The following is a 23,919-nucleotide window of genomic DNA, read 5'->3' as shown; positions in this document are numbered from 1 at the left end:
AGCGAGCAGAATCATACACCAGAACAAAATGGCAATGGGGGCTGGTGACGGCCTGCTGTCAGGAGCCGGCTTTGCCGGACTTTTCCCCTGAGAGTTCGGCGATGATCGCCTCAACCGCCTTCCGCGCCGCGTCGAAGCCATTTCCGGTGTCGATGATGAAATCGGCCTGGCGGCGCTTTTCGGCGTCGGGCACCTGCTTGGCGAGGATCGAGGCAAACTTCTCCTCGTTCATGCCGGGCCTGGCGAGCACGCGCGCGCGCTGGATCTCGGGCGACGCGGTGACGACCACGACCTTGTCGACACGGTTGCGGCCGCCGGTTTCGAACAGCAGCGGGATGTCGAGCACGGCGAGCGGCGCGCCGGCGGCGCGATGTTTCGCCAGAAACGCATCGGCATCGGCGCGCACCAGCGGGTGAATGATCGCCTCGAGCTGCTTCAGCGCGGCCGGATCGGCGAGCACTTTTCCGGCGAGCTTCACGCGGTCGACCACGCCTGCCTGCGTCGTGCCTGGGAAAGCCGCTTCGACCGAAGGCGCTGCCTTGCCGGAATAAAGGCGATGCACCGTCTCATCCGAATCATGCACCGGCACGCCGGCCTCGGCGAACATTTTCGCCGTGGCGGACTTGCCCATGCCGATGGATCCGGTGAGGCCGAGCACGATCATCAATGGCCCTCGATGTCGGCGACGATCATGCGCCGCAATTCGGGCGTGACATCCGGCTTCCGGCCGAACCAGCGTTCGAAGCCGGGCACGGCCTGATGCAGCAGCATGCCGAGCCCATCGACTGTCTTCAGGCCGCGCGCCCTGGCGGCCGCCAGAAGCGGCGTCTCCAGCGGCACATAGACGATGTCGGTGACGATGGTGTGGCCGGGCAACGCGCTCGGATCGGCGGCGAGGGCTTCGTTCCCATGCATGCCAAGCGCCGTGCTGTTGATGAGCAGGCCGGCATCGGCAAGCAGCTCGCCGACCGCGCCCGCGCCATGCGCCGAGACGCCGGCGCCGAAGTGGCGGCTGAGTTCCTCGGCTCTCGCGAGCGTCCGATTGACGATGCGGATATCGTTGATGCCACGCTCTTTCAGCGCATGGATGACCGCGCGGGAGGCACCGCCGGCGCCCAGAACCACCGCCGGCCCATTGGCAGCCCAGCCCGGCGCATGCTCGTCGAGGTTGGCGGCGAAACCGTAGCCGTCCGTGTTGCAGCCCCAGAGAAGGCCATCCTCGAACCACAGCGTGTTGACGGCGCCAATTTCATCGGCCGCATGGTCTCGGCGGGCCACTCCGGCGAAAGCGGCTTCCTTGTGCGGAATGGTGACATTGCCGCCGCGGTAGCCGCTATCGCCGAGGGATCTCAGGAAAGCGGTGAAATCGGCCGGCGCGACGTCGATCGCCTGGTAGCTGCCGTCGATTCCGTATTGCGCCAGCCAATAACCATGGATCTTCGGCGAGCGCGAATGGGCGATCGGATGTCCGGTGACAAAAGCTTTTGCCTCAGCCATCGATGGCTCCCAGGGCACGCAGTTCCTTCAGCACCGGCAAGAGCGGCAGGCCGACGATGGTGAAATAATCGCCCTCGATCTTCTCGAACAGCTGGATGCCTTCACCCTCGATCTGATAGGCGCCGACGCTGGACAGCGCCTTGGCGCCGACGCGGGCTAGGTGCCGGCCGATGAAGGCAGGGTCGAGCTTGCGCATGGTCAGGCTGGCGACGCCGACATGGCGCCACAGCACCTCGCCGTCGCGGCAAAGCACGGCGGCGCTGTTCAATTGATGCGTCTTGCCAGAGAGCGCGAGCAAGTGGCGGCGAGCGCCTTCCATGTCGGCGGGCTTATGAAAAATCTCGTCGCCCAGCGACAGGGTCTGGTCGCAGCCGAGCACCAGGGAACCTGGCCTGCGCTCGCTGACCTCGGTCGCCTTGGCCTCGGCCAGGATCGAGGCGACATCCTCCGGCGACACGCCGCTGTCCTTCAGCGGAGCCTCGAGCGCGCGCTCGTCGACATTTGCCGGCACCGCCTCGATGTCGAGGCCGGCATTGACGAGCATCGCCTTGCGGTACGGGCTGCCCGAAGCGAGGATGATTTTCTCGGCCATGATGGTTCATCCAACGATTGCGACCCGTCCAACACCCTCATCCGTCTCGGCGTGTCGCGCCGATCCACCTTCTCCCACAAGGGGAGAAGGAAAGTCCTGGGCCATCGCCGCTGCAAAACCGCTATCTAGTGGTAATTGCGGGATGCCGGTGCCGCGTTCTTCCTTCTCCCCTTGTGGGAGAAGGTGGCCGAGCGAAGCTCGGTCGGATGAGGGGTGTTGGACGGAGTGCTCACCTATGTCGCTTGCCCTAGCGCGTCTTGCCCCGCAGGGCAACGATGGCGGCGGCCGTTTCCTCGATGGAGCGGCGGCTGACATCGATCATCGGCCAGCCATGCCTCGTGCAGAGCTGGCGGGCATAGGCGAGCTCCTCGTTGATGGCCGCGCGGTCGACATAGTCGGTCGGCACGAAGGCGGCGCTGTTGCCGAGGATGCGGTTCTGCCTCACATGCGAGATTCGTTCGGCCGTGGCGACCAGCCCAACGACCAAAGGCGTCTTGGCGTCGATCAGGCTTTCGGGCAGCGGCACGCCGAGCACGATCGGGATGTTGGCGGTCTTGATGCCGCGATTGGCGAGATAGATGCTGGTCGGGGTCTTCGAGGTGCGCGAGATGCCGATCAGCACCACATCGGCATCGTCCATATTCGCCGGCAGCTGGCCGTCATCATGCTCCATGGTGAAGTTCAAGGCATCGATGCGGCGGAAATATTCGGCATCTAGCACATGCTGGGCGCCGACGCGGCGGCCGGCCGGCGTGCCGAGATAGGACTGGAAGACGGTGAGCACCGGTTCCAGCACCGAGACACAAGGCAGGCCCATCGCCGCGCAGCGCTCGTCGATCGAGCGGGCGAGCTTCTGGTCGACGACGGTATAGAGGATGATGCCGGGCTCCTCCTCGATGTCATCGAAGACCTTGGCGACCTGCTTCTCGGTGCGGATCAGCGGATAGATATGCTCGATGGCGCGCGCGTCCTTGTATTGCGCGGACGCTGCGCGGCCGGCCGCCAGCAGCGTCTCGCCGGTGGCGTCGGAGATCAGGTGCAGGTGGAAGAAGCTCTGAGGTTTGTTCACAGGGGATGGGTCCGGGCTGTGGGCAATTGTGGACAAGGCTGGATGGGCAGGCCTCGGCTAAGGAAGCGACTGTATCAGATGGCCGCTTGTCCACAATTCGACCCGCTGTAGGCTTTGTCGCGGCGCTGGGGACAAAACCGGGGATCAACTTTTGTTGGCCGATTTCGTCCACAGCACGGAGTTCGGAACGGAAAGCCCAAGCTTTTGACTCCAAAGCCTGAATCCGCTTCGTCCCCAGAGCCATCCAAATTGCGAAAGCGAGTACGCGACAATATGCTGACTGGCATTTTCGGGCCGCAGGCTGGACAGGTCGCAACCATCACAACCAACAGACTCTTAGAATCAGAAGACTCTTTAAAAATAGATATTTGATTTAAGGGGACCGGAGAGGGCAGCGCAGGATGGCTGGGAAACGGATCATGCTGGACGTCCTCAAGGGCGAGACGGTTTCACCGCCGCCGCTCTGGATGATGCGTCAGGCGGGCCGCTATCTTCCGGAGTATCGCGAGACCAGGAAACGAGCGGGATCCTTCCTCGATCTCTGCTACGATCCGGACCTCGCCGTCGAGGTGACGCTGCAGCCGATGGAACGCTTCGGCTTCGACGCTTCAATCCTGTTCTCCGACATACTCGTCGTGCCCAATGCCCTGGGACGCGAGGTTCGTTTCGAGGAAGGCCGCGGCCCGATCCTGAAGCCGATCTCGGCTGCCGAGATTCCGGCATTGAACGGCGATGTGTTTCACGTGAATCTCGAACCGGTCTATGAGACCGTGCGCCGGTTGCGGGCGAAACTGCCGGTTGAGACGACATTGATCGGCTTCTGCGGCGCGCCGTGGACGGTGGCGACCTATATGATCGCCGGACACGGCACACCCGACCAGGGACCGGCGCGGCTTTTCGCCTATCGCGAGCCCGAGGCCTTCGCGAGGCTTTTGAAGACACTGGCCGATCATTCGGCCGCCTATCTGATTCGCCAGGTCGAAGCCGGCGCCGATGTGGTGCAGATTTTCGATTCATGGTCGGGCGTGCTGGACGAACCGTCCTTCGAGGCCTTCTGCGTCGAACCGGTGGCCGAGATCGTCCGTCAGGTGAAAGCGGTCTACCCCGATGTGCCGGTGATCGGCTTTCCGAAGGGAGCCGGCGAACGCTATCGCGACTATAGGAAGAAGACCGGCATTGCCGGCCTCGGCCTCGACTGGACCGTGCCTTTGTCGATGGCGAAGGAATTGCAGCGCGACGGCGCGGTGCAAGGCAATCTCGATCCGCTGCGCCTGGTCGCCGGCGGCAAGGCGCTGGCCGACGGCGTCGATGCCATTCTGAGGACCTTGGGTGGCGGGCCGCTGATCTTCAATCTCGGCCACGGCATCACGCCGGAAACGCCGGTGGCGCATGTCGAGGCGATGGTCAAGATGGTGAGGGGCCACCGATGAGCGATGTGAGGAAAGAGAACAGCGCGAGCAGCGGGAGCAGCACTGGCCAGGCGATGAAGCGCATGGTGATCGGCATTGCCCTGCTCGTCGTGGCGACGGCGCTTCTCTATGTCGTGGCCGGCGACGGCTTCTATCTCTGGGCGAAGGCGATCCATGTGGTTGCGGTCATCTCCTGGATGGCCGGCATGCTCTATCTGCCCAGGCTGTTCGTCTATCACGTCGATGCCGAGAAAGGCTCGGTCCAGTCCGAGACCTTCAAGGTGATGGAACGCCGGCTGCTCAGGGCCATCATCAATCCGGCGATGATCGTGACCTGGGTGTTCGGGCTTTGGCTGGCCTGGAAAGGCTTTGCATTCCAGGGTGGCTGGCTCCACGCCAAGATCGCACTGGTGCTCGTCCTGTCGGGCCTGCATGGCTATCTCGCCGGCGCGGTCAGGAAATTCGCCGAGGACAGGAACGAAAAACCGGTGCGCCACTGGCGGATCGTCAACGAGATCCCCACATTGTTGATGATCGTCATCGTCATCCTGGTGATCGTGAAGCCGTTCTAGATCAGGAGCAGGTTTTTTCCGAAAGCCGGTTCCCACTTTTTAGCTCACGCTGACCCCGGTTCGGGGACCATGCTTTAGCTTCGCCCGGCCCAGCCAGGATCCGCAAAAGGCGGCTTGCTCTTTCAGGCGACCGACGATAAAAGACGGGTCTTCCTTCCCGTCATGCGCCGCCCCTTTCACTCGCTTTCGGCCGCGCCCGGCATTTGTCGTATTCAGCCGATTTTTCTCCCCAAAGCCTACCCAGAGTCTATCTAATGCAAGAAATGAAACTCGCAGAGTTCAAGAACAAGAAGCCGCCAGAGCTGATCGCTTATGCCGAATCGCTCGAGGTGGAGAACGCCAGCGTCATGCGCAAGCAGGAGCTGATGTTCGCGATCCTGAAGAAGCTCGCCGCCCAGGACATCGAGATCATCGGCGACGGCGTGGTCGAGGTGCTGCAGGACGGTTTCGGCTTCCTGCGTTCGGCCAACGCAAACTACCTGCCGGGACCCGATGACATCTATATTTCGCCGTCGCAGATCAGGCGCTTTTCGCTCAAGACCGGCGATACGGTCGAAGGACCGATCCGCAGCCCGAAAGAGGGCGAGCGCTATTTCGCGCTGCTCAAGGTCAACACCATCAATTTCGATGATCCCGAAAAGATCCGGCACAAGATCCACTTCGACAATCTGACGCCGCTCTATCCGACCAAGCGGCTGAAGATGGAGGTCGACAATCCGACCTCCAAGGACATTTCGCCACGCGTGATCGATCTGGTCGCGCCGATCGGCAAGGGCCAGCGCGCGCTGATCAACGCGCAGCCGCGCACCGGCAAGACGGTGCTGATGCAGAACATCGCCCATTCGATCACCGCCAATCATCCGGAATGCTATCTGATCGTGCTTCTGATCGACGAGCGTCCGGAGGAAGTGACCGACATGCAGCGTTCGGTGAAGGGCGAGGTGATCTCCTCGACCTTCGATGAGCCGGCGGCGCGTCACGTGCAGGTCGCCGAAATGGTGATCGAGAAGGCCAAACGCCTGGTCGAGCATGGCCGTGACGTCGTCATCCTTCTGGATTCGATCACTCGTCTCGGCCGCGCCTACAACACCGTGGTGCCGTCATCCGGCAAGGTGCTGACCGGCGGTGTCGACGCCAACGCGCTGCAGCGCCCGAAGCGCTTCTTCGGCGCTGCCCGCAACATCGAGGAAGGCGGGTCGCTAACCATCATTGCCACCGCGCTGATCGATACCGGCAGCCGCATGGACGAAGTCATCTTCGAAGAGTTCAAGGGCACCGGTAACTGCGAAATCCAGCTCGACCGCAAGGTGGCCGACAAGCGTATCTACCCGGCGATGGATATCCTCAAGTCCGGCACCCGCAAGGAAGACCTGCTTGTGCCGCGCGCGGACCTGCAGAAAATCTTCGTGCTGCGCCGCATCCTCGCGCCGATGGGCACGACCGACGCGATCGAGTTCCTCATCGATAAGCTCAAGCAGACCAAGACCAACGCGGATTTCTTCGATTCGATGAATACGTGATTAGAGGGCGGCTGCCTGACTTGGGCTTCGACGCTCAGGGCTGTCGGCGCATAAGCCACGGCGTCATCGCGAAGGTGTGCGCCGCCCATCATTGCCCTGCCGGGCATTTCTCCCCGTAAACGGGGAGAAAGAGGGAGCTGGGGCGGCAGCACTCCTTCTCTCAATGTTGGCCTCTCAACGTTGGCGATTGGCGAAAGCGGTGGCGACAGCGCCCTTCTCCCCGTTCACGGGGAGAAGATGGCGGCAGCCAGATGAGGGGCAGCGCCGACGCTGGAAATCAGGAACCCGGCGCGTGCCCGGGTGGCTATCCTCGCCCCAGAAGCTTCTCCACCTCACCCGCATCCGTCACCACCGGCAGACACACCTGTCCGCTGCAGAACCAGGCGCCCGCCTTGTCCGTCGGCGGCAAAACGCCGCCCGGCAGCGATGGTCGATTCGCCTCCGTACCAATCGACACAACGATGTCGACCCGGCGCGGGTCGGGATTCCGATTCGCAACCGGAACAAGGCTTGGGGACTGAGGCGTATCTATAATGACGAGCTTCAGCGGCTCGAGCGCCAGTGCACAGGCGTTGACGATGCCAGCTTGGCCATAGGGCTGTTGAGACGCCCGGCCCATGGCGTGTTCGGCGGTCGTCCAGGCCTTTTCCCAGAGATCGGGATCGCCGGTGAGCGAGGAAAGCCGCACCAGCGCCTCGACGATCTGGCTGGTGGCCGAGGGGATTGCTTCATCGACATCGCCGCGGATGCGGATCGGAACGTCGCCGCTGTCGGACGCCGTCAGCCAATAGCCGGTCTTATCGCCATCCAAGTGCCAGCGGTCGAGCTCGCCGATGAACTGCCTGGCGCGATCCGCATAGACCGGATCGCCGGTTGCCTCGAACAACGCGATGGCCGCGTTGGTCATGGCGGCGTAGTCGCTGGATAGCGCCGGAAAGAGTTTTTTCGCGCCAAGCATGGAATGCGGGAGGCGGCCATCCTGGCTGGCCTCGACAATATGGCCGAAGGCCTTGGCTGCCGCCTCGCTCCAGTCAGGTCGCCCAAGGGAGCGACTCGCTTCGGCAAGCGCGGCGATCATCAGCCCGTTCCAGTCGGTGAGCGCCTTGCCGTCGCGCCCTGGCCTGACCCGCTTTTCGCGAACGCCCAACAGCTTTGCCTTCAGAGGCGCAAGTTGCGCGTAGTCGGCGACGCCTTGAGCTTGCTGCGCCTCGCTCTGGCGAATGATCGGCTTGCCTTCCCAGCCATGCGGGGCGGCGAGCTCGAAATAGCGGAAGAAGGTCGACGCATTGTGGCCAAGCGCGGCTTCGACTTCGTCGCGGTTCCAGGTGTAAAAAAGCCCCTCCTCGCCGTCGCTGTCGGCATCGAGGCTGGCAGCGAAGGCACCGCCTTCGACCCGCATCTCGCGCAGCAGCCAGTCGACGGTCTCTTCGATTCGTGTCCGGAACGAGTCGTTGCGGCTCGCGGCATAGGCCCAGTTGCACAAGCGGATGAGCTGGGCGTTGTCGTAAAGCATCTTCTCGAAATGCGGCACCAGCCATTCGGCGTCAGTCGAATAACGGCTGAGGCCGCCGCCTATGTGATCGTAAATGCCGCCGGCGAGCATTTTTTCGAGGCTGATGAGCACGGCGTCGCGATGGTTCGCCTGGCCGTCGCGCAGCCAGGATAGCCAGAGCGTGTGCATGAAGGGCGCATTGGGGAATTTCGGCGCGCCCTTCAAGCCGCCGAGATCGCGGTCGATCATGCCGTCGATGCGGCCGGCGAGATCGGCCAGCATGTCGCGGTCGAGCACCGCCTTGCCTTTGGCGCCAGCCAGTTGCTGCTCGACATGGGCGATCAACCCGTCGGCGCTTCCGGCGAGGCTCTGCTGCTTTTCGCGCCAGGCCTTGTCGACCGCTTCCAGCACCTGGATGAAGCCTGGCCTTCCGTAATGCGCCTCGCGCGGAAAATAGGTGCCGCCCCAGAAAGGCTTGCCGTCGGGCGTCAGGAACATGGTCAGCGGCCAGCCGCCCTGCTCGCCCATGGCATGCAGCGCCGCCATGTAGATCTGGTCGATGTCGGGCCGCTCCTCGCGATCGATCTTGATATTCACGTAAAGCCGGTTCATGACGGCCGCCACGGCGTCGTTCTCGAAGCTTTCATGCGCCATGACGTGGCACCAGTGGCAGGCGGCGTAGCCGATGGAGAGCAGGATCGGCCGCCCAAGCTCTTTGGCCTCGGCAAGGGCGGCGGGCGACCAGCCGCGCCAATGCACAGGATTGTCGCTGTGCTGCCGCAGATAGGGGCTAGCTTCATCGGCAAGCAGGTTTCGCGCGGGCAAGGTCACAACGGGCGGCTCCGCGTTGGGGTTTGGATGCGGCAAAGGCTGGAGCATGATGTCCAAAAGTGCGGAGCGGTTTTGGGCCGCATCATGCTCTACGTTTAATTTAGGCGGTTCGGCAGGTCCGGCAAATGATTTCCCCAATGGCTTCGAAGGATTCGATCGTAGCTTTATCCAGCGGCCGCCTGCCTGCCGGCATAGCCGTCATCCGTATTTCCGGCCCCAAGACTCGATTCGTGGTCGAAACGATCGCCGGGCCGATTAAGGATCGGTTTACCAATTTGCGGACGCTCAGGGCGCCCGACGGCACGACGGTCGACCACGGGCTTGTCCTGTTCTTTCCCGGGCCCGGCAGCTTCACCGGCGAGGACGTCGCCGAATTCCAGGTCCATGGCAGCCGCGCCGTCGCGGCCAAGATGCTGGAGACGATCACCGGCTTCGAGGGTGTCAGGCACGCCGAGCCGGGCGAATTCACCCGGCGCGCCTTTCTCAACGGCAGGCTGGATCTGGTCGAGACGGAGGCATTGGCCGATCTGGTCAATGCCGAGACGGAGGCGCAACGCCGCTTCGCCCTGCGCAATGCCGAAGGCGCGCAGAGCGATCTCTACTCGAGTTGGCGCCGCCGGCTGATCCATGCGCGAGCCATGATCGAAGCGGAGATTGACTTCGCCGACGAGGAGGATGTGCGGGGCTCCGTTTCGGATGCGGTCTGGTCCGACGTGTCGGCAATGATCGGAGAAATCGAGGCTCACATCCAAGGATTCAAGGCCGCGGAGATCATTCGCGACGGTTTCGAGGTCGTTATCCTCGGCGCCCCGAATGCCGGCAAGTCCAGTCTGTTTAATGCTTTGGCGAAGCGCGAGGCGGCGATCGTCACGGATGAACCGGGCACGACGCGCGATCTGCTCGAGGTTGTTATGGACCTCAATGGGCTGAAGGTGCGGCTTGTCGATACCGCCGGGCTGCGTGAGGCTGCGGGCAAGGTCGAGTCGATCGGCATCGAAAGAGCGCGGGTCAAAGCGGGCGTGGCGGATCTCGTTCTGCTGTTGGAGGATATGGCCGATCCGGCGCCGGTCAGCGGTGTCCCCGGTGGGGCTCCGTTGCTGACGATCGGGACGAAGTCGGATATCGCCGATGCCGACAGCGGCGCCTACGACCTGGTGATTTCTTCCAGGGACGGCACGGGACTGGAGCGGCTTCTGAACGAGATCGGGGCCCGCGCCGCCGCCGCGGTTGGCGAGGCGAGCGACGTCCTGCCATCCAGGCTGCGCCACGTCGAGTTGCTTAAAGAGGCGATGGATTTCCTGCGGGCGGCGCTGTCGGGCCAAAGCCAGGAGCTGCGCGCCGAGGAACTGCGGCTGGCGGCCGAGCGCCTTGGGCGCATCGTCGGTGCGGTCGATGTCGAAGACTTGCTCGACGTCATCTTTTCGCAGTTCTGCATCGGTAAGTGATTCACGTGAAACAACGGGTGGCCCCTGCCCGGCAATGATTCACGTGAAACACCGGACGAAGCGCGAACCGATGTTTCACGTGAAACGCCTTCGTCCTTGACAGCAGGCTATAGCGGGGACATGTGTCGGGCAATCTCTGAAAGCGGATTATTGGAAATGACCGATCACTATGATGTGGTGGTGGTGGGCGGCGGCCATGCCGGATGCGAGGCGGCGAGTGCTGCCGCGCGCGCCGGCGCCAGGACGGCTCTGGTGACGCTGCGCTTCGAGACGATCGGCGTCATGTCCTGCAATCCGGCGATCGGCGGTCTCGGCAAGGGGCATCTCGTGCGCGAGATCGACGCCATGGACGGGCTGATGGGGCGTATCGCCGACGCCGCCGGCATTCAGTTCCGCCTGCTCAACCGCCGCAAGGGGCCCGCGGTCCGTGGTCCGCGGACCCAAGCCGACCGCAAGCTTTATCGGCTCGCCATGCAGGCCGCGATCCGCGAGCAAGCCAATCTCGACGTGGTCGAGGGCGAGGTCCTGGACCTCGAGATCGAAGACGATCGCGTCAGGGCGGTGGTGGTTTCCGGCGACCGGCGGCTGGCTTGTGGCGCCGTCGTGTTGACCACCGGCACCTTCCTGCGCGGGCTGATCCATATCGGCGAAAAGAAGATCGTCGCCGGCCGGATGAACGAGCAGGCAAGCATGGGCCTGTCGGCGACGATGACGCGCGCCGGTTTTCGGCTTGGAAGGCTGAAGACGGGAACGCCCCCTCGCCTCGACGGCCGCACCATCGACTGGGCCTCGCTGGAAAGCCAGGCCGCCGACGACGATCCGGTGCCGTTCTCGCTGATGACGGACGCAATCGCCAATCCGCAGATCCATTGCGGCATCACCCGGACCATGCCGGCGACGCACGAGCTGATCCGCGCCAATCTCGGCCGCTCGGCGATGTATTCCGGTTCGATCGAAGGCGTCGGGCCGCGCTACTGCCCGTCGATCGAGGACAAGATCGTCAAGTTCGGCGACCGTGAAGGCCATCAGATTTTCCTCGAGCCCGAAGGCCTCGACGACGACACGGTCTATCCGAACGGCATCTCGACTTCGTTGCCGGAGGATGTGCAGCTCGAGATCTTGAAGACCATTCCAGGGCTGGCAAAGGCGGCCATGCTGCAGCCGGGCTATGCGATCGAATATGACCATGTCGATCCGCGCGAGCTGAAGACGACGCTGGAGACGAAGCGGGTCGCCGGCCTGTTCCTGGCCGGGCAGATCAACGGCACGACCGGTTATGAAGAGGCCGGCGCGCAAGGGTTGCTCGCCGGCATCAACGCCGCGCGCACGGCATCTGGCGATAAGCCGGTCGTGCTCAGCCGCACCGAGGCCTATATCGGCGTGATGGTTGATGACCTCACCAGCCGTGGTATCGCCGAGCCCTATCGCATGTTTACCTCGCGCGCCGAGTTCAGGCTTTCGCTGCGGGCCGACAATGCCGACGAGCGGCTGACGCCGCTGGCCGATAAGCTCGGCATCGCATCGTCGGAACGGCTGCAGCGTTTTGGCGGGATGGCGCAGAAGCTCGACGAGGCCCGGGCCTTGGCCAAGTCGGTTACCTGGACGCCGAACGAGGCGGCGCGGCATGGGCTTGAGATCAATAAAGACGGCGTGCGTCGCTCGGCCTATGAGCTTTTGGCGCATCCGGGCGTCGACATGGCCTGGCTCGCCCGCGTCGAGCCGCGCTTTGCAAATCTCGACGCCAAGACCGCCGAGCGGCTCGAAACGGAAGCGAAATATTCGGTTTACCTCGATCGCCAGCAGGCCGATGTCGCGCAGATCAGGAACGAGGAATCGCGGCTCATCCCGGAGGCGATCGACTTCTCCGACGTGCCCGGGCTCTCGAACGAGTTGAAGCAGAAGATGAAGACGCGCCAGCCGCGTTCGATCGCCGATGTGCAGCGCATGGAAGGCATGACGCCGGCGGCGCTTGCCATCATTGTCGCGCATGTCCGCAATGCCGAGCTTGCCGCGCGAAGGTCCGTGGCGTGAGTGCGGATGCCTGGGCGGACCTGCAGAAAGCAGCGGGTCCGGTTTCACGTGAAACATTCGAGCGCCTGCAGGCCTTCGAGCAGCTGTTCCTGAAATGGAACCGCAGCATCAATCTGGCGGCGCCGTCGACACTGGACGATGTCTGGCGCCGGCATATCCTGGACAGTGCGCAGCTCGCGCGAATCGCGCCTGCCGCAACACGCTGGGTCGACCTCGGCTCGGGCGGCGGGTTTCCCGGATTGGTGCTCGGCTTCCTGCTGGCCGAGCGTCCCGGCGCCTTGATCGATCTGGTCGAAAGCAACCGTAAGAAAGCGTCGTTCCTACAGTCGGTCATCGGCCAGTTCGACCTTCCTGCACGCGTTCTGGCTAAGCGTATCGACGACAGCTATGCACTTGTTTCTGCACCGGAAATCGTCACGGCGCGGGCGCTGGCTGCGCTCCCGGACCTGCTCAATCTGGCTGCGCCCTGGCTGACGAAGGGCGCCCGCGCGCTTTTCCATAAAGGGCGGGATTACCGGGCTGAAGTGGAAGAAAGCACTCACCGCTGGGCCTTCGATCTGGTAGAACATTCGAGCATGACCGACCCACTCGGCGTCATCCTCGAAATCACTGACTTGCGCCCGGCGAAACAGCAATGAATTACTGGCATAAGCCCATGAGCACAGCAGCGCGTATCATCACCGTCGCCAACCAGAAAGGCGGCGTCGGCAAGACGACCACGGCCATCAATCTGGCCACGGCGCTTGCCGCGATCGGCGAGCGCGTGCTGATCGTCGATCTCGATCCGCAGGGCAATGCCAGCACGGGGCTCGGCATCGACCGCAAGGACCGCACGGTTTCTTCATATGATGTGCTGACCGGCGAACTCGAATTGGAGGCGGCTGCCGTGCCGACGGCCGTGCCGGGCCTGTCCATCGTGCCCTCGACGCTCGACCTGCTCGGCATCGAGATGGAGATCGCTTCGGCCCCCGATCGCGTGCTCAGGCTGCGCAATGCGCTGCGTGCCGCGGCCGAACGTTCGGCGCCGTTCGGCTATGTGCTGATCGACTGCCCGCCCTCGCTCAATCTTCTGACTTTGAATTCAATGGCGGCGGCCGATTCCGTTCTCGTGCCGCTGCAATGTGAGTTCTTCGCGCTGGAAGGTCTCAGCCAGTTGCTGGAGACGGTCGAGCAGGTGCGCCATACGATCAATCCGGACCTCACCATCCAGGGCATCGTGCTCACTATGTATGACGGGCGCAACAACCTCGCCAACCAGGTGGTGCAGGATGTGCGCACCCATATGGGCGACAAGGTCTATGAGACGATCATCCCGCGCAATGTGCGCGTTTCCGAAGCGCCGTCCTACGGCAAGCCGGCGATCCTCTACGACCTGAAATGCTCGGGCAGCCAAGCCTATCTGCAGCTCGCCTCCGAGGTGATCCGCCGCGAGCGCAAGCTGCGCGCGGCCTGAGAGTTCGCCCTGCGTCTTGGTTAATCCGCCGATTCGATTCCGAAACGATCTGGACACTATAATGAGCGAAGACCAATCGAGAAAAAGACTGGGCCGTGGCCTCGCGGCGCTGATCGGCGAAATCGACCGTCCGGCGGCGCCGGAAAAGCCGAGCGCGGCGGTGGCGGCCGACGGCAAGGTGCCGATCGAGTTCGTCAGTCCGAACCCGAAGAACCCGCGCCGGCATTTCGGCGATGCCGAGCTTACCGACCTCGCCCAGTCGATCCGCGAGCATGGCGTGGTGCAGCCGGTCGTGGCGCGCCCCTCGCCTTCGCAGCCCGGCCGCTACGAAATCATCGCCGGCGAGCGGCGCTGGCGGGCGGCGCAGCGCGCCGGCCTGACCGAGATCCCGATCATCGTACGCGACGTCAATGACCGCACCGCGCTGGAGCTGGCGATCATCGAGAACGTGCAGCGCGCCGATCTCAACCCGGTCGAGGAGGCGCAAGGCTATCAGCAGCTCATCGACGAGCATGGCTACACCCAGGCCGATCTCGGCCAGGTGATCGGCAAGAGCCGCAGCCATGTCGCCAACACGCTGAGGCTCTTGAAGCTGCCCAATGTCATCCAGAGCATGCTGGTCGATGGCGACCTGTCGGCCGGACATGCCCGCACGCTGGTCACCGCCGAGGACCCGGCCGGACTTGCCAAGCGCATCGTCAAGGAGGGGCTTTCGGTGCGCCAGGCGGAAGCGCTTGCCCAGATGCCCGCCGGTCCGACGCCGGCCAAGGTGAAGTCCGCCGCGAGCCAGCCCGAGAAAGACCCCGACACGCTGGCGCTGGAGAAGCTGATGACCGACACGCTCGGCATGATCGTCAGCATCGAGCACAAGGGCAGCGGCGGCACGCTCAAGGTGGATTACCGCTCCCTGGAGCAGCTCGACGAGCTCTGCCGGCGGCTGAAGGATGAGCGGTAGGCAGCCTGCGCGTAACGATATTCTGCGGCATCTCAGGTTTTGGCTTAAGGCTGGATATACCTGATATATCGGTGATAGACGGAAGGGCTGGCGGTGTGTCGGCCCTTTTTTTTTGGCGGCGGTGAACTGGCGAAAGGGGGTGGCTGCGGCCAGTCTCCTCTCTCTGGGGACGCTCGGCAGGGCAGAGAGGGCACCGTCCCGCCAACCCATCCTTCGTCATTCTAGGGCGGAGCAAGGAGCGAAGCGACGCGCGCAGACCCAGAATGACGAAAGCAGACAGCGCCCTTTGGCCTGCCGGCCATCTCCCTACAAGGAGGGAGATCAGCTGTCGCCCCGGCCGTCGCCAATCGCCGGCGTTTATCTTTGCCCCAGCCTCGCGCTTTCGATGGCGATGCCGAGCAGCGCCTGCCGTGCCAGCGCTTCCGACAGATCGGGTCGTTTGCGTGTCTGCAGAACAGCCGTCTGCAGCCGGCCGAGCGCGCGGCCGAGCGCCTCGCTGTTCCAGCGCTCCAGCGTCTTTTCCACCAGCTTGCGACGCGAGAAGAAGACGGGCGGCCGGGCGCCGGCGACGACCGAGGCGGCGTTGCGGCCGCCGGTCTCCATCTGAGCGCGCATCAGCTGGATCGCCTGCAATTGCCGCATCGCCGAGGACAGCACCAGGAAGGGATGGCCGCCGGACTGGCAGTGACGGTTGAAGGCGATGTCGAAGTCGCCGACCTTGCCGTCCAGCATGGCGTCGACCGCGGCGTCGAAGGATGCGCCGGAGACATCGCCGGACAGCGCGTTGACGTCGTCAACGTCGATTTCCTTGTGGCCGTGCGCATAGAGCACCAGCTTCTCGATCTCGCCGCGCGAGGCGAGGCGATCGCCGCCAAGATTGCGGCGCAGCGCCTGGCGGGCGTCCAGCGTCATCGACATGCCGGCCTTGCGCAATTCGGCGTCGATCACCGTATCCAGGTCGCGGGCCTCGTCGGCGTAGCAGGGCAAGGCGATCGCGTTGCCCGCGGCCTCGACGATGGCCCTGAGGCCGGTGCCTTTCTTCAGGTCGCCGGCCTCGATCAGGATAATGGCGTCGCGCGCAGGCTCGGCGGTCAGCGCCTTGATGTCGTCGGCCAGCGCCTTCTGGCCGCTCGCGTTGCGCACCCAAAGCAGCCGCCGGTCGGAAAACATCGGCACGGTGCGCGCTTCGTCGAGCAGCCGACCCTCGTCGCGGTCGACTTCGGCGCCGTCCAGCCTGACGACAGAGAACGGGTCATCGAGCGGCAGCCCGGTTTTCGCGGCAAAGGTTTTCGCCCGCTCGGCGACAAGGCCGCGGTCTGGACCGTAAAGCAGGACGATTCCCATGGCCGGATCCGGCCTCGCCAGCCACGAATCGACCTCGTATCCCTTCTTTTGTGCCATGCCGGGTGAGTTAGCACGGGGCGGGGTAGGGGAACCAGCGTCCTTTCCTTCTCCCCTTGTGGGAGAAGGTGTCGCCGAAGGCGACGGATGAGAGGTGCTCAAGGGAAAGCCGGCGCCTCACTCCGCTGGAACACCCCTCATCCGTCTCGGCGCTGCGCGCCGATCCACCTTCTCCCACAAGGGGAGAAGGGCAAGGCCGTGTCGCACCTCCCAATCGCATTTTCTGGCGGCAATCGCCCCGCAAACTTCCGCCAAATTGCGCGGCGAGCAAAAACATCGACAAGAAATTTCGCCCCCATATCTGCATCTTGGCGCCTGCGTGTCGTATCGGTTCCGCGGGGCCGACGACCGGGAGGGCGACCACCTTCTCGCCCGATGAAATGGCGGCGCGGATGTGCAAAGATCGCACCGCCAACATTGGAGGATGTGAGCTCATGGCCGACGCTGGATTGTTGCGCTTCCATGTGCCCGAGCCCGAGGTGCGGCCCGGCGGCACGCCCGACTTCTCGAATGTGACCATTCCCAAGGCCGGGTCGGTGCCGCGTCCGGAGATCGACGTCGATCCGCGCACCATCCGCGACATGGCTTTCTCCATCATCCGGGTGCTGAACCGCGCCGGCGAGGCCGTCGGGCCATGGGCCGGGCTGCTCAGCGACGAGGAACTGCTCGAAGGCCTGCGCCATATGATGACGCTGAGGACCTTCGATGCGCGCATGCAGATGGCGCAGCGCCAGGGCAAGACCTCCTTCTACATGCAGCATCTCGGCGAAGAGGCGGTGAGCTGCGCTTTCCGAAAGGCGCTCAAGCCGGGCGACATGAATTTCCCGACCTACCGGCAAGCCGGCCTTCTGATCGCCGACGGCTATCCGATGGTCACGATGATGAACCAGATCTATTCCAACGAAGCCGATCCGCTGAAGGGCCGGCAGCTGCCGATCATGTATTCGTCGAAGGAGCACGGCTTCTTCTCGATCTCGGGCAATCTGGCGACGCAGTATATCCAGGCGGTCGGCTGGGCGATGGCCTCGGCGATCTCCAACGATTCGCGGATCGCTGCCGCTTGGATCGGCGACGGCTCGACGGCGGAGTCCGATTTCCATGCGGCGCTGGTGTTTGCCTCGACCTACAAGGCGCCTGTCGTGCTCAACGTCGTCAACAACCAGTGGGCTATCTCGACCTTCCAGGGAATCGCGCGCGGCGGCTCCGGCACCTTTGCCGCGCGCGGGCTCGGTTTCGGGATCCCGTCGCTGCGCGTCGACGGCAATGATTACCTTGCCGTCCATGCCGTGGCCAAATGGGCGGCGGAGCGGGCGCGCGCCAATCTCGGGCCGACGCTGGTCGAATACGTCACCTACCGCGCCGGCGCACATTCGACCTCCGACGATCCGTCAGCCTACCGGCCAAAGGCCGAGTCCGACGCCTGGCCGCTCGGCGATCCGGTGATCCGGCTGAAGAACCATCTCGTCCACAAAGGCCTCTGGTCGGAGGATCGCCACACCCAGGCGGAGGCCGAGATTCTCGAGACGGTGATCGCGGCGCAGAAGGAGGCCGAGGGTCACGGCACGCTGCATGCCGGCGGCAAGCCGTCGACGCGGGACATGTTCGAAGGCGTCTATGCCGAGATGCCGCCGCATCTGAGACGCCAGCGCCAGCAGGCGGGGGTCTGATCATGCCCAGGCATACCATGATCGAGGCGATCCGCGACGCCATGGACGTATCGATGGGGCGCGACGAGCGCGTCATCGTCTATGGCGAGGATGTCGGCTTTTTCGGCGGCGTCTTCCGCGCCACGCAAGGCCTGCAGGCCAAATACGGCAAGAGCCGCTGCTTCGACGCGCCGATCAGCGAGTCCGGCATCGTCGGCTCGGCCATCGGCATGGCCGCCTACGGGCTGAAGCCCTGCGTCGAGGTGCAATTCGCCGATTATGTTTACCCGGCTTACGACCAGATCGTATCGGAGGCGGCGCGCTTGCGTTACCGTTCGAACGGCGACTTCACCTGCCCGATCGTGGTGCGCATGCCGACCGGCGGTGGCATTTTCGGCGGCCAGACGCACAGCCAGAGCCCGGAAGCGCTGTTCACCCATGTCTCCGGCCTGAAAGTGATCGTGCCCTCCAATCCGCACGACGCCAAGGGATTGCTGATCGCGGCGATCGAGGATCCGGATCCGGTGATCTTCCTCGAGCCGAAGCGGCTCTACAACGGCCCGTTCGACGGCCACCACGACAAGCCGGTGACGCCATGGTCGAAGCATGAGTTGGGCGAGGTCGCCGACGGCCACTATACGATCCCGCTCGGCAAGGCGGCGATCCGCAGGCAAGGCTCGGCGGTCACCGTGCTCGCTTACGGCACGATGGTCTATGTCGCGCAGGCCGCGGCCGAGGAGACCGGCATCGACGCCGAGGTGATCGACCTCAGGACGCTTCTGCCGCTCGACCTCGAGGCGATCGTCGCCTCGGTGAAGAAGACCGGGCGCTGCGTGGTCGTGCACGAGGCGACGCTGACCTCCGGCTTCGGCGCCGAGCTGGCGGCTCTGGTGCAGGAGAACTGCTTCTACCATCTGGAAGCCCCGGTGGCACGGGTCGCCGGCTGGGACACACCCTATCCGCATGCGCAGGAATGGGACTATTTCCCCGGTCCGGCGCGGGTCGGGCGCGCCCTGATCGAAACCATGGAGGCCTGAGATGGGCGAGCACGTCATCAAGCTTCCCGATGTCGGCGAAGGCGTCGCCGAGGCCGAGCTTGTCGAATGGCACGTCAAGGTCGGCGACCTCGTGCGCGAGGACACGGTTCTCGCCGCCGTCATGACCGACAAGGCAACCGTCGAAATCCCGTCGCCGGTCGATGGCGAGATCCTGTGGCTGGGCGCCGAGATCGGCGACACGGTGGCGATCGGCTCGCCGATCGTGCGGCTGAAGGTGGCCGGCGAAGGCAATGTGAAAAACACCTCGCCAGGCGAGAGCGGTGCCGATGGTATCCCCGCTGGGGCGAGCGATGGCGATCGTCTTCCCCTCCAGCCTGCGCAAGACGCAGCGCCGTCATCCTCGGGCTTGTCCCGAGGATCCGCTGGTTCCCCGGAACTGGCGGCGTCGCATCCACGCAGGTCGGCAGATCCTCGGGAGAAGCCCGGGGATGACGGCATTAAAAAGGATCGCGCCATGCCCAGCCTTTCGGGCCCGCCGCCGCGCGCGGAAGGCGAGAAGCCGCTGGCCTCGCCGGCCGTCCGCCTGCGCGCCAAGGAAGCCGGCATCGATCTGCGCCAGGTTGCGGGCAGCGGTCCGGCCGGGCGCATCAGCCATGAGGACATCGACGCGTTCGTCGCGCGCGGCCCGCAAGTCGCCCGCGCCACCGGGCTTGCCCGGAAGGACGGCGTCGAGGACATCAAGGTCGTTGGGCTCAGGCGCAAGATCGCGGAAAAGATGTCGCTGGCGAAATCGCGCATCCCGCATATCACCTATGTCGAGGAGATCGACGTCACGCATCTCGAAGAACTGCGCGCGACGTTGAACAAGGAGAAGCGCGGCGCCAAGGGGACGGAAAGGCCCAAGCTGACGCTGCTGCCTTTCCTGATGCGGGCGATGGTCAAGGCGATTGCCGAGCAGCCGAACCTTAACGCCGTGTTCGACGACGATGCCGGCATCATCCACCAGCATGAAGGCATCCATATCGGCATCGCCGCGCAGACGCCGAACGGGCTGGTGGTGCCGGTCGTGAAACATGCCGAGGCGCGGGACCTGTGGGATTGCGCGGCGGAGGTCAACCGGCTGGCCGATGCGGCCAAGGCCGGTACGGCGAGCCGCGAGGAGCTTTCCGGCTCGACCATCACCATCACTTCGCTCGGTGCCATGGGTGGCGTGGCGACGACGCCGGTCATCAATTACCCGGAAGTGGCGATCGTCGGCGTCAACAAGATGATGGTGCGGCCGGTGTGGGACGGCACGCAGTTCATCCCGCGCAAGATGATGAACCTGTCGTCCAGCTTCGACCACCGCGTCATCGACGGCTGGGATGCCGCGGTTTTCGTGCAGCGTATCAAGGCGCTGCTGGAAACGCCGGCGCTGATCTTTGTGGATTGAAAATGACAATGGTCGCAAAGGCCCCCTCACCCGGATTGCCAGCCGAATTGCGAAGAGCAATTCGGGGCAATCCGACCTCTCCCCGAGGGGAGAGGAGGTCGCCGGCGCCTCCACTGTCCTCTTCTCCCCTTGGGGAGAAGGTGGCCGCGAAGCGGCCGGATGAGGGGGTCTCCTCCAACCAAAATGGCGTGATCCCATGAAAGAAATCTCCTGCAAGCTGCTCGTCATCGGCGCCGGGCCGGGCGGCTACGTCTGCGCCATCCGTGCCGGCCAGCTCGGCGTCGACACGGTCATCGTCGAGTTCGGCAAGCCGGGCGGCACCTGCCTCAATGTCGGCTGCATCCCGTCGAAGGCGCTGATCCATGCCGCGGAAGAGTTCGGGAAGATCGCGCATATGGCCCGCGGCAAGGATCCGCTGGGCATCAAGGTCGGTGCGCCGACGCTCGACCTGACCAAGACAATAGCATGGAAAGACGTCATCGTTAGCCGGCTCAACAGCGGCGTGGCCGGACTTTTGAAAAAGGCCAAGGTGAAAACCGTGCAAGGCTGGGCGACGTTTCGGGACGGCAAGACCGTCGAAGTCGAGACCGAGACCGGCACGCAGGTCATCCACGCGGAGACCGTGGTGATCGCCACCGGCTCGGCGCCGGTCGAATTGCCGTTCCTGCCTTTCGGCGGCCCGGTCATCTCGTCCACCGAGGCGCTGGCGCTGAGCGAAGTGCCGGAGAAGCTCGCGGTCGTCGGCGGCGGCTATATCGGGTTGGAGCTCGGCATGGCCTTCGCCAAGATGGGCGCCAAGGTCACCGTGGTCGAAGCCCTGCCGCGCGTGCTCACGCAATATGATGCGGAACTCACCCGACCGGTGCTTAAGCGGCTCGGCGAGCTCGGCGTCGAGGTGATGCTGGGCGTCAAGGCCAAGGGATTGTCGACCAAGGGCGATGCGCTGCTGGTCGAAACCGCCGAGGGCAAGAACGCCAGGGTCGCCGCCGACAGGATCCTGGTCACGGTCGGCCGCAAGCCGCTGACCGAAGGCTGGGGTTTGGAGCAGATCGACCTCGACATGGCAGGTAAATTCATCCGCATCGACGACCAGTGCCGCACCTCGATGCGCGGCATCTTTGCGATCGGCGACGTCACCGGCGAGCCGATGCTGGCGCATCGGGCGATGGCGCAGGGTGAGATGGTGGCCGAGATCGTCGCCGGTCATAAAAGAAGCTGGGACAAACGCGCCATTCCGGCGATCTGCTTCACCGATCCGGAGCTGGTCGCCGCGGGGCTGTCGCCCGAAGAGGCGAAGGCGTTCGCCGGCGAGATCAAGATCGGGCAGTTCCCCTTCGCCGCCAATGGGCGCGCGATGACGAAGCAGGGCGAGGACGGTTTTGTGCGGGTCGTGGCGCGTGCCGACAACCATCTGGTGCTGGGCATCCAGGCGGTCGGGCAGGGCGTGTCGGAACTATCGGCGGCGTTTGGCCTGGCGCTGGAGATGGGCGCTCGCCTGGAGGACATCGCAGGCACCATCCATGCGCATCCGACGCAGGGCGAAGGATTCCAGGAAGCGGCGCTGAAGGCGCTGGGGCACGCGCTGCATGTTTAGGCAGCGTAATCTCCCCCCTTGAGGGGGAGATGGCCGGCAGGCCAGAGGGGGTCGGTGCGACTGGATGCGACCTCCCTTGCGACAGATGGAGATTAGCGCTCCGCGCGCGGGGACCCCCTCTGTCGCCTTCGGCGACATCTCCCCCTCGAGGGGGGAGATTATACAGCTCAGCTCGCGAGCCGGCTCACCATCTCGTGCTGGGCGTAGGCGCGGCCGAAGCGGTTGGCGAGGAAGGCGTCGAGCGCGATGTCTTCCTGGCGCACGAAACCCTTCGCCGGCAGCGAGCCGTCGGCCAGCATGTCGAGCACGGCGCAGATGCCGGAGGCGGTGGTGATCTGGATGGCGCTGCGCACGATATTGCCGATGCGCTGCGAATAGATCTTGTTGGCGTAGGTCTCCTGCAGCAGGCGGCCGTTCCTACGGCCCGAGACGGTGACGAAGACGATCACCACATCCTGCAAGGTCGCCGGCAGGGCGCTTTCGAAGATGTCCTTCAGCACGTCGCGGCGGTGGCGGAGCCCAAGGTCGTTGAGCAGCGCCTTCATGATCGCGGCGTGACCGGGATAGCGGATGGTGCGGTAGTTCAGCGTGCGCACCTTGCCCTTCAGCGTCTCGGCTAAAGTGCCCAGACCGCCGGAGGTGTTGAACGCCTCGTAGGTGACGCCGTCGAGCGAGAATTCCTCGCGTTCCTCCAGCGGCGGCACCTCGATCAGCTCGCCCTCGACGATCGCCTCGCAGGGCTCGCAATATTCGTTGATGACGCCGTCGGTGCTCCAGGTGAGGTTGTAGTTCAGCGCGTTGGACGGATATTGCGGCAGCGCGCCGACGCGCATGCGCACGCTTTCCAGCGTGTCGAAGCGGCTGGCGAGATCGTTGGCGACGATCGAGATGAAGCCCGGCGCCAGGCCGCATTGTGGGATGAAGGCGCTTTTGGCGTCGCGCGCCAGCTCCTTGGCGCGGCGGGTCGAGACGACGTCCTCGGTCAGGTCGAGATAATGCACACCGGTGGCGGCGGCCGCCTCGGCGATGCGCGTGGTGAGGTGGAAGGGTGCGGCGCTCAGCACGGCGAATTTGCCGGCAAGCACTTTTTCGAGCTCACCCGAGGCAGTGATGTCGAGCTCCTGCGTCGCGACGCCGGCCGGCAGTTCGGCGGCGGCAAGCTGAGCCGCCGAGCGGTCGACCAGCGTGACGTGGTAGTCGCCCGTGGCGTTCAGCATTTCCGCGATGGTCGAGCCGATCTTGCCGGCGCCGACAACAACGATGTTCTTCATGATCAATATCCCTGCCAATCCTGATTTGGGCCAATTCGATTTGGCGCGAATCTTCGCAGCTTGCCTGTCGAAAGGAAGCGTGGAATCTGGCAATATGACGCCGAACTTTGAGCGATATGCCGAGAGGTTTCGTCAAAATGATTAGTGAAGCCGAACAGGCGCTGCTTACGCTGTTGCGCGTCAACGCCCGCGCCTCGACCGCCGAGCTCGCGCGCCAGCTCGGCGTGTCGCGCACCACGGTGCAGAGCCGCGTCGAGCGGCTGGAGCAGCGCGGCATCATCACCGGCTATGGGGTCAGGCTGTCGCCCGATTATGAGCAAGGGCTGGTCAAGGCACATGTGCTGCTCACCGTCACGCCGAAGCTCGCCGACAAGGTGGTGCGCAGCCTCGCGGCGATGCCGCCGGTGCGCACGGTGCATTCGGTGAGCGGCAATTTCGACATGATCGTCATCGTCGACGCGCCATCGATCCGCGACCTCGACGCGCTGCTCGACAAGATTGGGGCGATGGACGGGGTCGAGCGGACGTCGTCGTCGATCATTCTGTCGACGCGGGTGGATCGGTAGCGCCAAATCTCCCCCTTGAGGGCATAGGCGCTAAGATAGGGTATTGCGGCGCGGAATCGGTTGTGATTCTACGCTGGGGATGACACACGAATCGCTTGTTGATGATGGCTGGGCCGAGACAGTTAAGCTTCTCGGCGGCGAAGAG

20 protein-coding genes are annotated in these 23,919 nt (G+C 64.3%); 13 read left to right on the top strand and 7 right to left on the bottom strand.

The window, feature by feature from the left end; translation table 11 throughout:
• Window positions 1-58 precede the first annotated feature (58 nt).
• From coaE to O7A05_RS23870, 4 genes are all read right to left on the bottom strand, one after another.
• A complete protein-coding gene (gene coaE, locus O7A05_RS23885; RefSeq protein WP_337095389.1) occupies window positions 59-664 on the bottom strand; it encodes a dephospho-CoA kinase in 606 nt (201 codons plus the stop codon).
• Window positions 664-1,497, bottom strand: coding sequence for a shikimate dehydrogenase (locus O7A05_RS23880; RefSeq protein WP_337095388.1), 834 nt, complete (start codon window positions 1,495-1,497; stop codon window positions 664-666). Before O7A05_RS23880 ends, coaE begins: the two co-directional genes overlap by 1 nt.
• The gene (locus O7A05_RS23875; protein ID WP_337095387.1) at window positions 1,490-2,089 is read right to left on the bottom strand and encodes a Maf-like protein; all 600 of its coding nucleotides are present in this window, start codon (window positions 2,087-2,089) and stop codon (window positions 1,490-1,492) included. The genes O7A05_RS23880 and O7A05_RS23875 overlap by 8 nt, the downstream gene beginning before the upstream one ends.
• A gap of 247 nt (window positions 2,090-2,336) precedes the next feature.
• On the bottom strand, window positions 2,337-3,158 hold the full coding sequence (locus O7A05_RS23870) for a pyruvate, water dikinase regulatory protein (protein ID WP_224588334.1): 822 nt from the start codon (window positions 3,156-3,158) through the stop codon (window positions 2,337-2,339).
• A 401-nt stretch (window positions 3,159-3,559) separates the two neighbouring features.
• Between O7A05_RS23870 and hemE the strand changes: the two genes are divergently transcribed.
• From hemE to rho, 3 genes are all read left to right on the top strand, one after another.
• On the top strand, window positions 3,560-4,588 hold the full coding sequence (hemE, locus tag O7A05_RS23865) for a uroporphyrinogen decarboxylase (protein WP_337095386.1): 1,029 nt from the start codon (window positions 3,560-3,562) through the stop codon (window positions 4,586-4,588).
• Window positions 4,585-5,139 (top strand): protoporphyrinogen oxidase HemJ, encoded by a 555-nt coding sequence (gene hemJ, locus O7A05_RS23860; protein WP_337095385.1) that lies wholly within the window; start codon window positions 4,585-4,587, stop codon window positions 5,137-5,139. Before hemE ends, hemJ begins: the two co-directional genes overlap by 4 nt.
• Window positions 5,140-5,393: 254 nt before the next feature.
• The gene (gene rho, locus O7A05_RS23855) at window positions 5,394-6,659 is read left to right on the top strand and encodes a transcription termination factor Rho (RefSeq protein ID WP_127230347.1); all 1,266 of its coding nucleotides are present in this window, start codon (window positions 5,394-5,396) and stop codon (window positions 6,657-6,659) included.
• A 304-nt stretch (window positions 6,660-6,963) separates the two neighbouring features.
• Here rho and O7A05_RS23850 read toward each other — a convergent pair whose 3' ends face one another.
• Entirely contained in the window at window positions 6,964-8,982 is a 2,019-nt protein-coding gene (locus tag O7A05_RS23850; protein ID WP_337095384.1) for a thioredoxin domain-containing protein, read from the bottom strand.
• A gap of 137 nt (window positions 8,983-9,119) precedes the next feature.
• Here O7A05_RS23850 and mnmE point away from each other — a divergent pair, with 137 nt between their 5' ends.
• The 5 genes from mnmE (at window position 9,120) to O7A05_RS23825 (ending at window position 14,866) form a co-directional block, all read left to right on the top strand.
• Window positions 9,120-10,427, top strand: a complete 1,308-nt coding sequence (gene mnmE, locus O7A05_RS23845; protein WP_337095383.1) for a tRNA uridine-5-carboxymethylaminomethyl(34) synthesis GTPase MnmE — start codon at window positions 9,120-9,122, stop codon at window positions 10,425-10,427.
• A gap of 156 nt (window positions 10,428-10,583) precedes the next feature.
• Window positions 10,584-12,458 carry a tRNA uridine-5-carboxymethylaminomethyl(34) synthesis enzyme MnmG gene (gene mnmG / locus O7A05_RS23840; protein ID WP_337095382.1) on the top strand — a complete coding sequence of 625 codons (1,875 nt, stop codon included), beginning with the start codon at window positions 10,584-10,586 and terminating at the stop codon, window positions 12,456-12,458.
• Window positions 12,455-13,096: a 16S rRNA (guanine(527)-N(7))-methyltransferase RsmG gene (rsmG, locus tag O7A05_RS23835; protein ID WP_337095381.1), complete on the top strand. Its 642-nt coding sequence runs from the start codon at window positions 12,455-12,457 to the stop codon at window positions 13,094-13,096. Before mnmG ends, rsmG begins: the two co-directional genes overlap by 4 nt.
• Before the next feature lie 17 nt (window positions 13,097-13,113).
• Window positions 13,114-13,911 carry a ParA family protein gene (locus O7A05_RS23830; RefSeq protein ID WP_337095380.1) on the top strand — a complete coding sequence of 266 codons (798 nt, stop codon included), beginning with the start codon at window positions 13,114-13,116 and terminating at the stop codon, window positions 13,909-13,911.
• Between the two features lie 61 nt (window positions 13,912-13,972).
• Window positions 13,973-14,866 carry a ParB/RepB/Spo0J family partition protein gene (locus tag O7A05_RS23825; RefSeq protein WP_337095379.1) on the top strand — a complete coding sequence of 298 codons (894 nt, stop codon included), beginning with the start codon at window positions 13,973-13,975 and terminating at the stop codon, window positions 14,864-14,866.
• A 357-nt stretch (window positions 14,867-15,223) separates the two neighbouring features.
• On the opposite strand, the gene holA is transcribed toward O7A05_RS23825, so the two are convergent.
• Window positions 15,224-16,267: a DNA polymerase III subunit delta gene (holA, locus tag O7A05_RS23820; RefSeq protein WP_337095378.1), complete on the bottom strand. Its 1,044-nt coding sequence runs from the start codon at window positions 16,265-16,267 to the stop codon at window positions 15,224-15,226.
• Between the two features lie 434 nt (window positions 16,268-16,701).
• Between holA and O7A05_RS23815 the strand changes: the two genes are divergently transcribed.
• The 4 genes from O7A05_RS23815 to lpdA all read left to right on the top strand — a co-directional run bounded on the left by O7A05_RS23815 (window position 16,702) and on the right by lpdA (window position 21,937).
• Window positions 16,702-17,934, top strand: coding sequence for a 3-methyl-2-oxobutanoate dehydrogenase (2-methylpropanoyl-transferring) subunit alpha (locus O7A05_RS23815; protein WP_337095377.1), 1,233 nt, complete (start codon window positions 16,702-16,704; stop codon window positions 17,932-17,934).
• Window positions 17,935-17,936: 2 nt separating this feature from the next.
• On the top strand, window positions 17,937-18,950 hold the full coding sequence (locus tag O7A05_RS23810; RefSeq protein ID WP_337095376.1) for an alpha-ketoacid dehydrogenase subunit beta: 1,014 nt from the start codon (window positions 17,937-17,939) through the stop codon (window positions 18,948-18,950).
• Between the two features lies 1 nt (window position 18,951).
• Window positions 18,952-20,343, top strand: coding sequence for a dihydrolipoamide acetyltransferase family protein (locus O7A05_RS23805; protein ID WP_337095375.1), 1,392 nt, complete (start codon window positions 18,952-18,954; stop codon window positions 20,341-20,343).
• A 196-nt stretch (window positions 20,344-20,539) separates the two neighbouring features.
• On the top strand, window positions 20,540-21,937 hold the full coding sequence (gene lpdA / locus O7A05_RS23800) for a dihydrolipoyl dehydrogenase (RefSeq protein WP_337095374.1): 1,398 nt from the start codon (window positions 20,540-20,542) through the stop codon (window positions 21,935-21,937).
• 167 nt (window positions 21,938-22,104) lie between these two features.
• Here the strand turns inward: lpdA and O7A05_RS23795 are convergent, their stop codons facing one another.
• Window positions 22,105-23,208 carry a saccharopine dehydrogenase family protein gene (locus O7A05_RS23795; RefSeq protein ID WP_337095373.1) on the bottom strand — a complete coding sequence of 368 codons (1,104 nt, stop codon included), beginning with the start codon at window positions 23,206-23,208 and terminating at the stop codon, window positions 22,105-22,107.
• 137 nt (window positions 23,209-23,345) lie between these two features.
• On the opposite strand from O7A05_RS23795, the gene O7A05_RS23790 reads away from it, so the two are divergent.
• Window positions 23,346-23,774: an Lrp/AsnC family transcriptional regulator gene (locus O7A05_RS23790; protein WP_337095372.1), complete on the top strand. Its 429-nt coding sequence runs from the start codon at window positions 23,346-23,348 to the stop codon at window positions 23,772-23,774.
• Window positions 23,775-23,919 lie beyond the last annotated feature (145 nt).

It is taken from the genome of Mesorhizobium argentiipisi (SeqCode) (genome assembly GCF_037179585.1).
Lineage (GTDB): Bacteria > Pseudomonadota > Alphaproteobacteria > Rhizobiales > Rhizobiaceae > Mesorhizobium > Mesorhizobium argentiipisi.
This window is presented reverse-complemented; position numbering and strand designations above follow the sequence as displayed.

Coding starts and splice junctions, on each gene's coding strand:
- coaE (WP_337095389.1), bottom strand. CDS start 664: ATGATCGTGCTCGGCCTCACCGGATCCATCGGCATGGGCAAGTCCGCC.
- O7A05_RS23880 (WP_337095388.1), bottom strand. CDS start 1,497: ATGGCTGAGGCAAAAGCTTTTGTCACCGGACATCCGATCGCCCATTCG.
- O7A05_RS23875 (WP_337095387.1), bottom strand. CDS start 2,089: ATGGCCGAGAAAATCATCCTCGCTTCGGGCAGCCCGTACCGCAAGGCG.
- hemE (WP_337095386.1), top strand. CDS start 3,560: ATGGCTGGGAAACGGATCATGCTGGACGTCCTCAAGGGCGAGACGGTT.
- hemJ (WP_337095385.1), top strand. CDS start 4,585: ATGAGCGATGTGAGGAAAGAGAACAGCGCGAGCAGCGGGAGCAGCACT.
- rho (WP_127230347.1), top strand. CDS start 5,394: ATGCAAGAAATGAAACTCGCAGAGTTCAAGAACAAGAAGCCGCCAGAG.
- mnmE (WP_337095383.1), top strand. CDS start 9,120: ATGGCTTCGAAGGATTCGATCGTAGCTTTATCCAGCGGCCGCCTGCCT.
- mnmG (WP_337095382.1), top strand. CDS start 10,584: ATGACCGATCACTATGATGTGGTGGTGGTGGGCGGCGGCCATGCCGGA.
- O7A05_RS23830 (WP_337095380.1), top strand. CDS start 13,114: ATGAGCACAGCAGCGCGTATCATCACCGTCGCCAACCAGAAAGGCGGC.
- O7A05_RS23825 (WP_337095379.1), top strand. CDS start 13,973: ATGAGCGAAGACCAATCGAGAAAAAGACTGGGCCGTGGCCTCGCGGCG.
- holA (WP_337095378.1), bottom strand. CDS start 16,267: ATGGCACAAAAGAAGGGATACGAGGTCGATTCGTGGCTGGCGAGGCCG.
- O7A05_RS23815 (WP_337095377.1), top strand. CDS start 16,702: ATGGCCGACGCTGGATTGTTGCGCTTCCATGTGCCCGAGCCCGAGGTG.
- O7A05_RS23810 (WP_337095376.1), top strand. CDS start 17,937: ATGCCCAGGCATACCATGATCGAGGCGATCCGCGACGCCATGGACGTA.
- O7A05_RS23805 (WP_337095375.1), top strand. CDS start 18,952: ATGGGCGAGCACGTCATCAAGCTTCCCGATGTCGGCGAAGGCGTCGCC.
- lpdA (WP_337095374.1), top strand. CDS start 20,540: ATGAAAGAAATCTCCTGCAAGCTGCTCGTCATCGGCGCCGGGCCGGGC.
- O7A05_RS23795 (WP_337095373.1), bottom strand. CDS start 23,208: ATGAAGAACATCGTTGTTGTCGGCGCCGGCAAGATCGGCTCGACCATC.
- O7A05_RS23790 (WP_337095372.1), top strand. CDS start 23,346: ATGATTAGTGAAGCCGAACAGGCGCTGCTTACGCTGTTGCGCGTCAAC.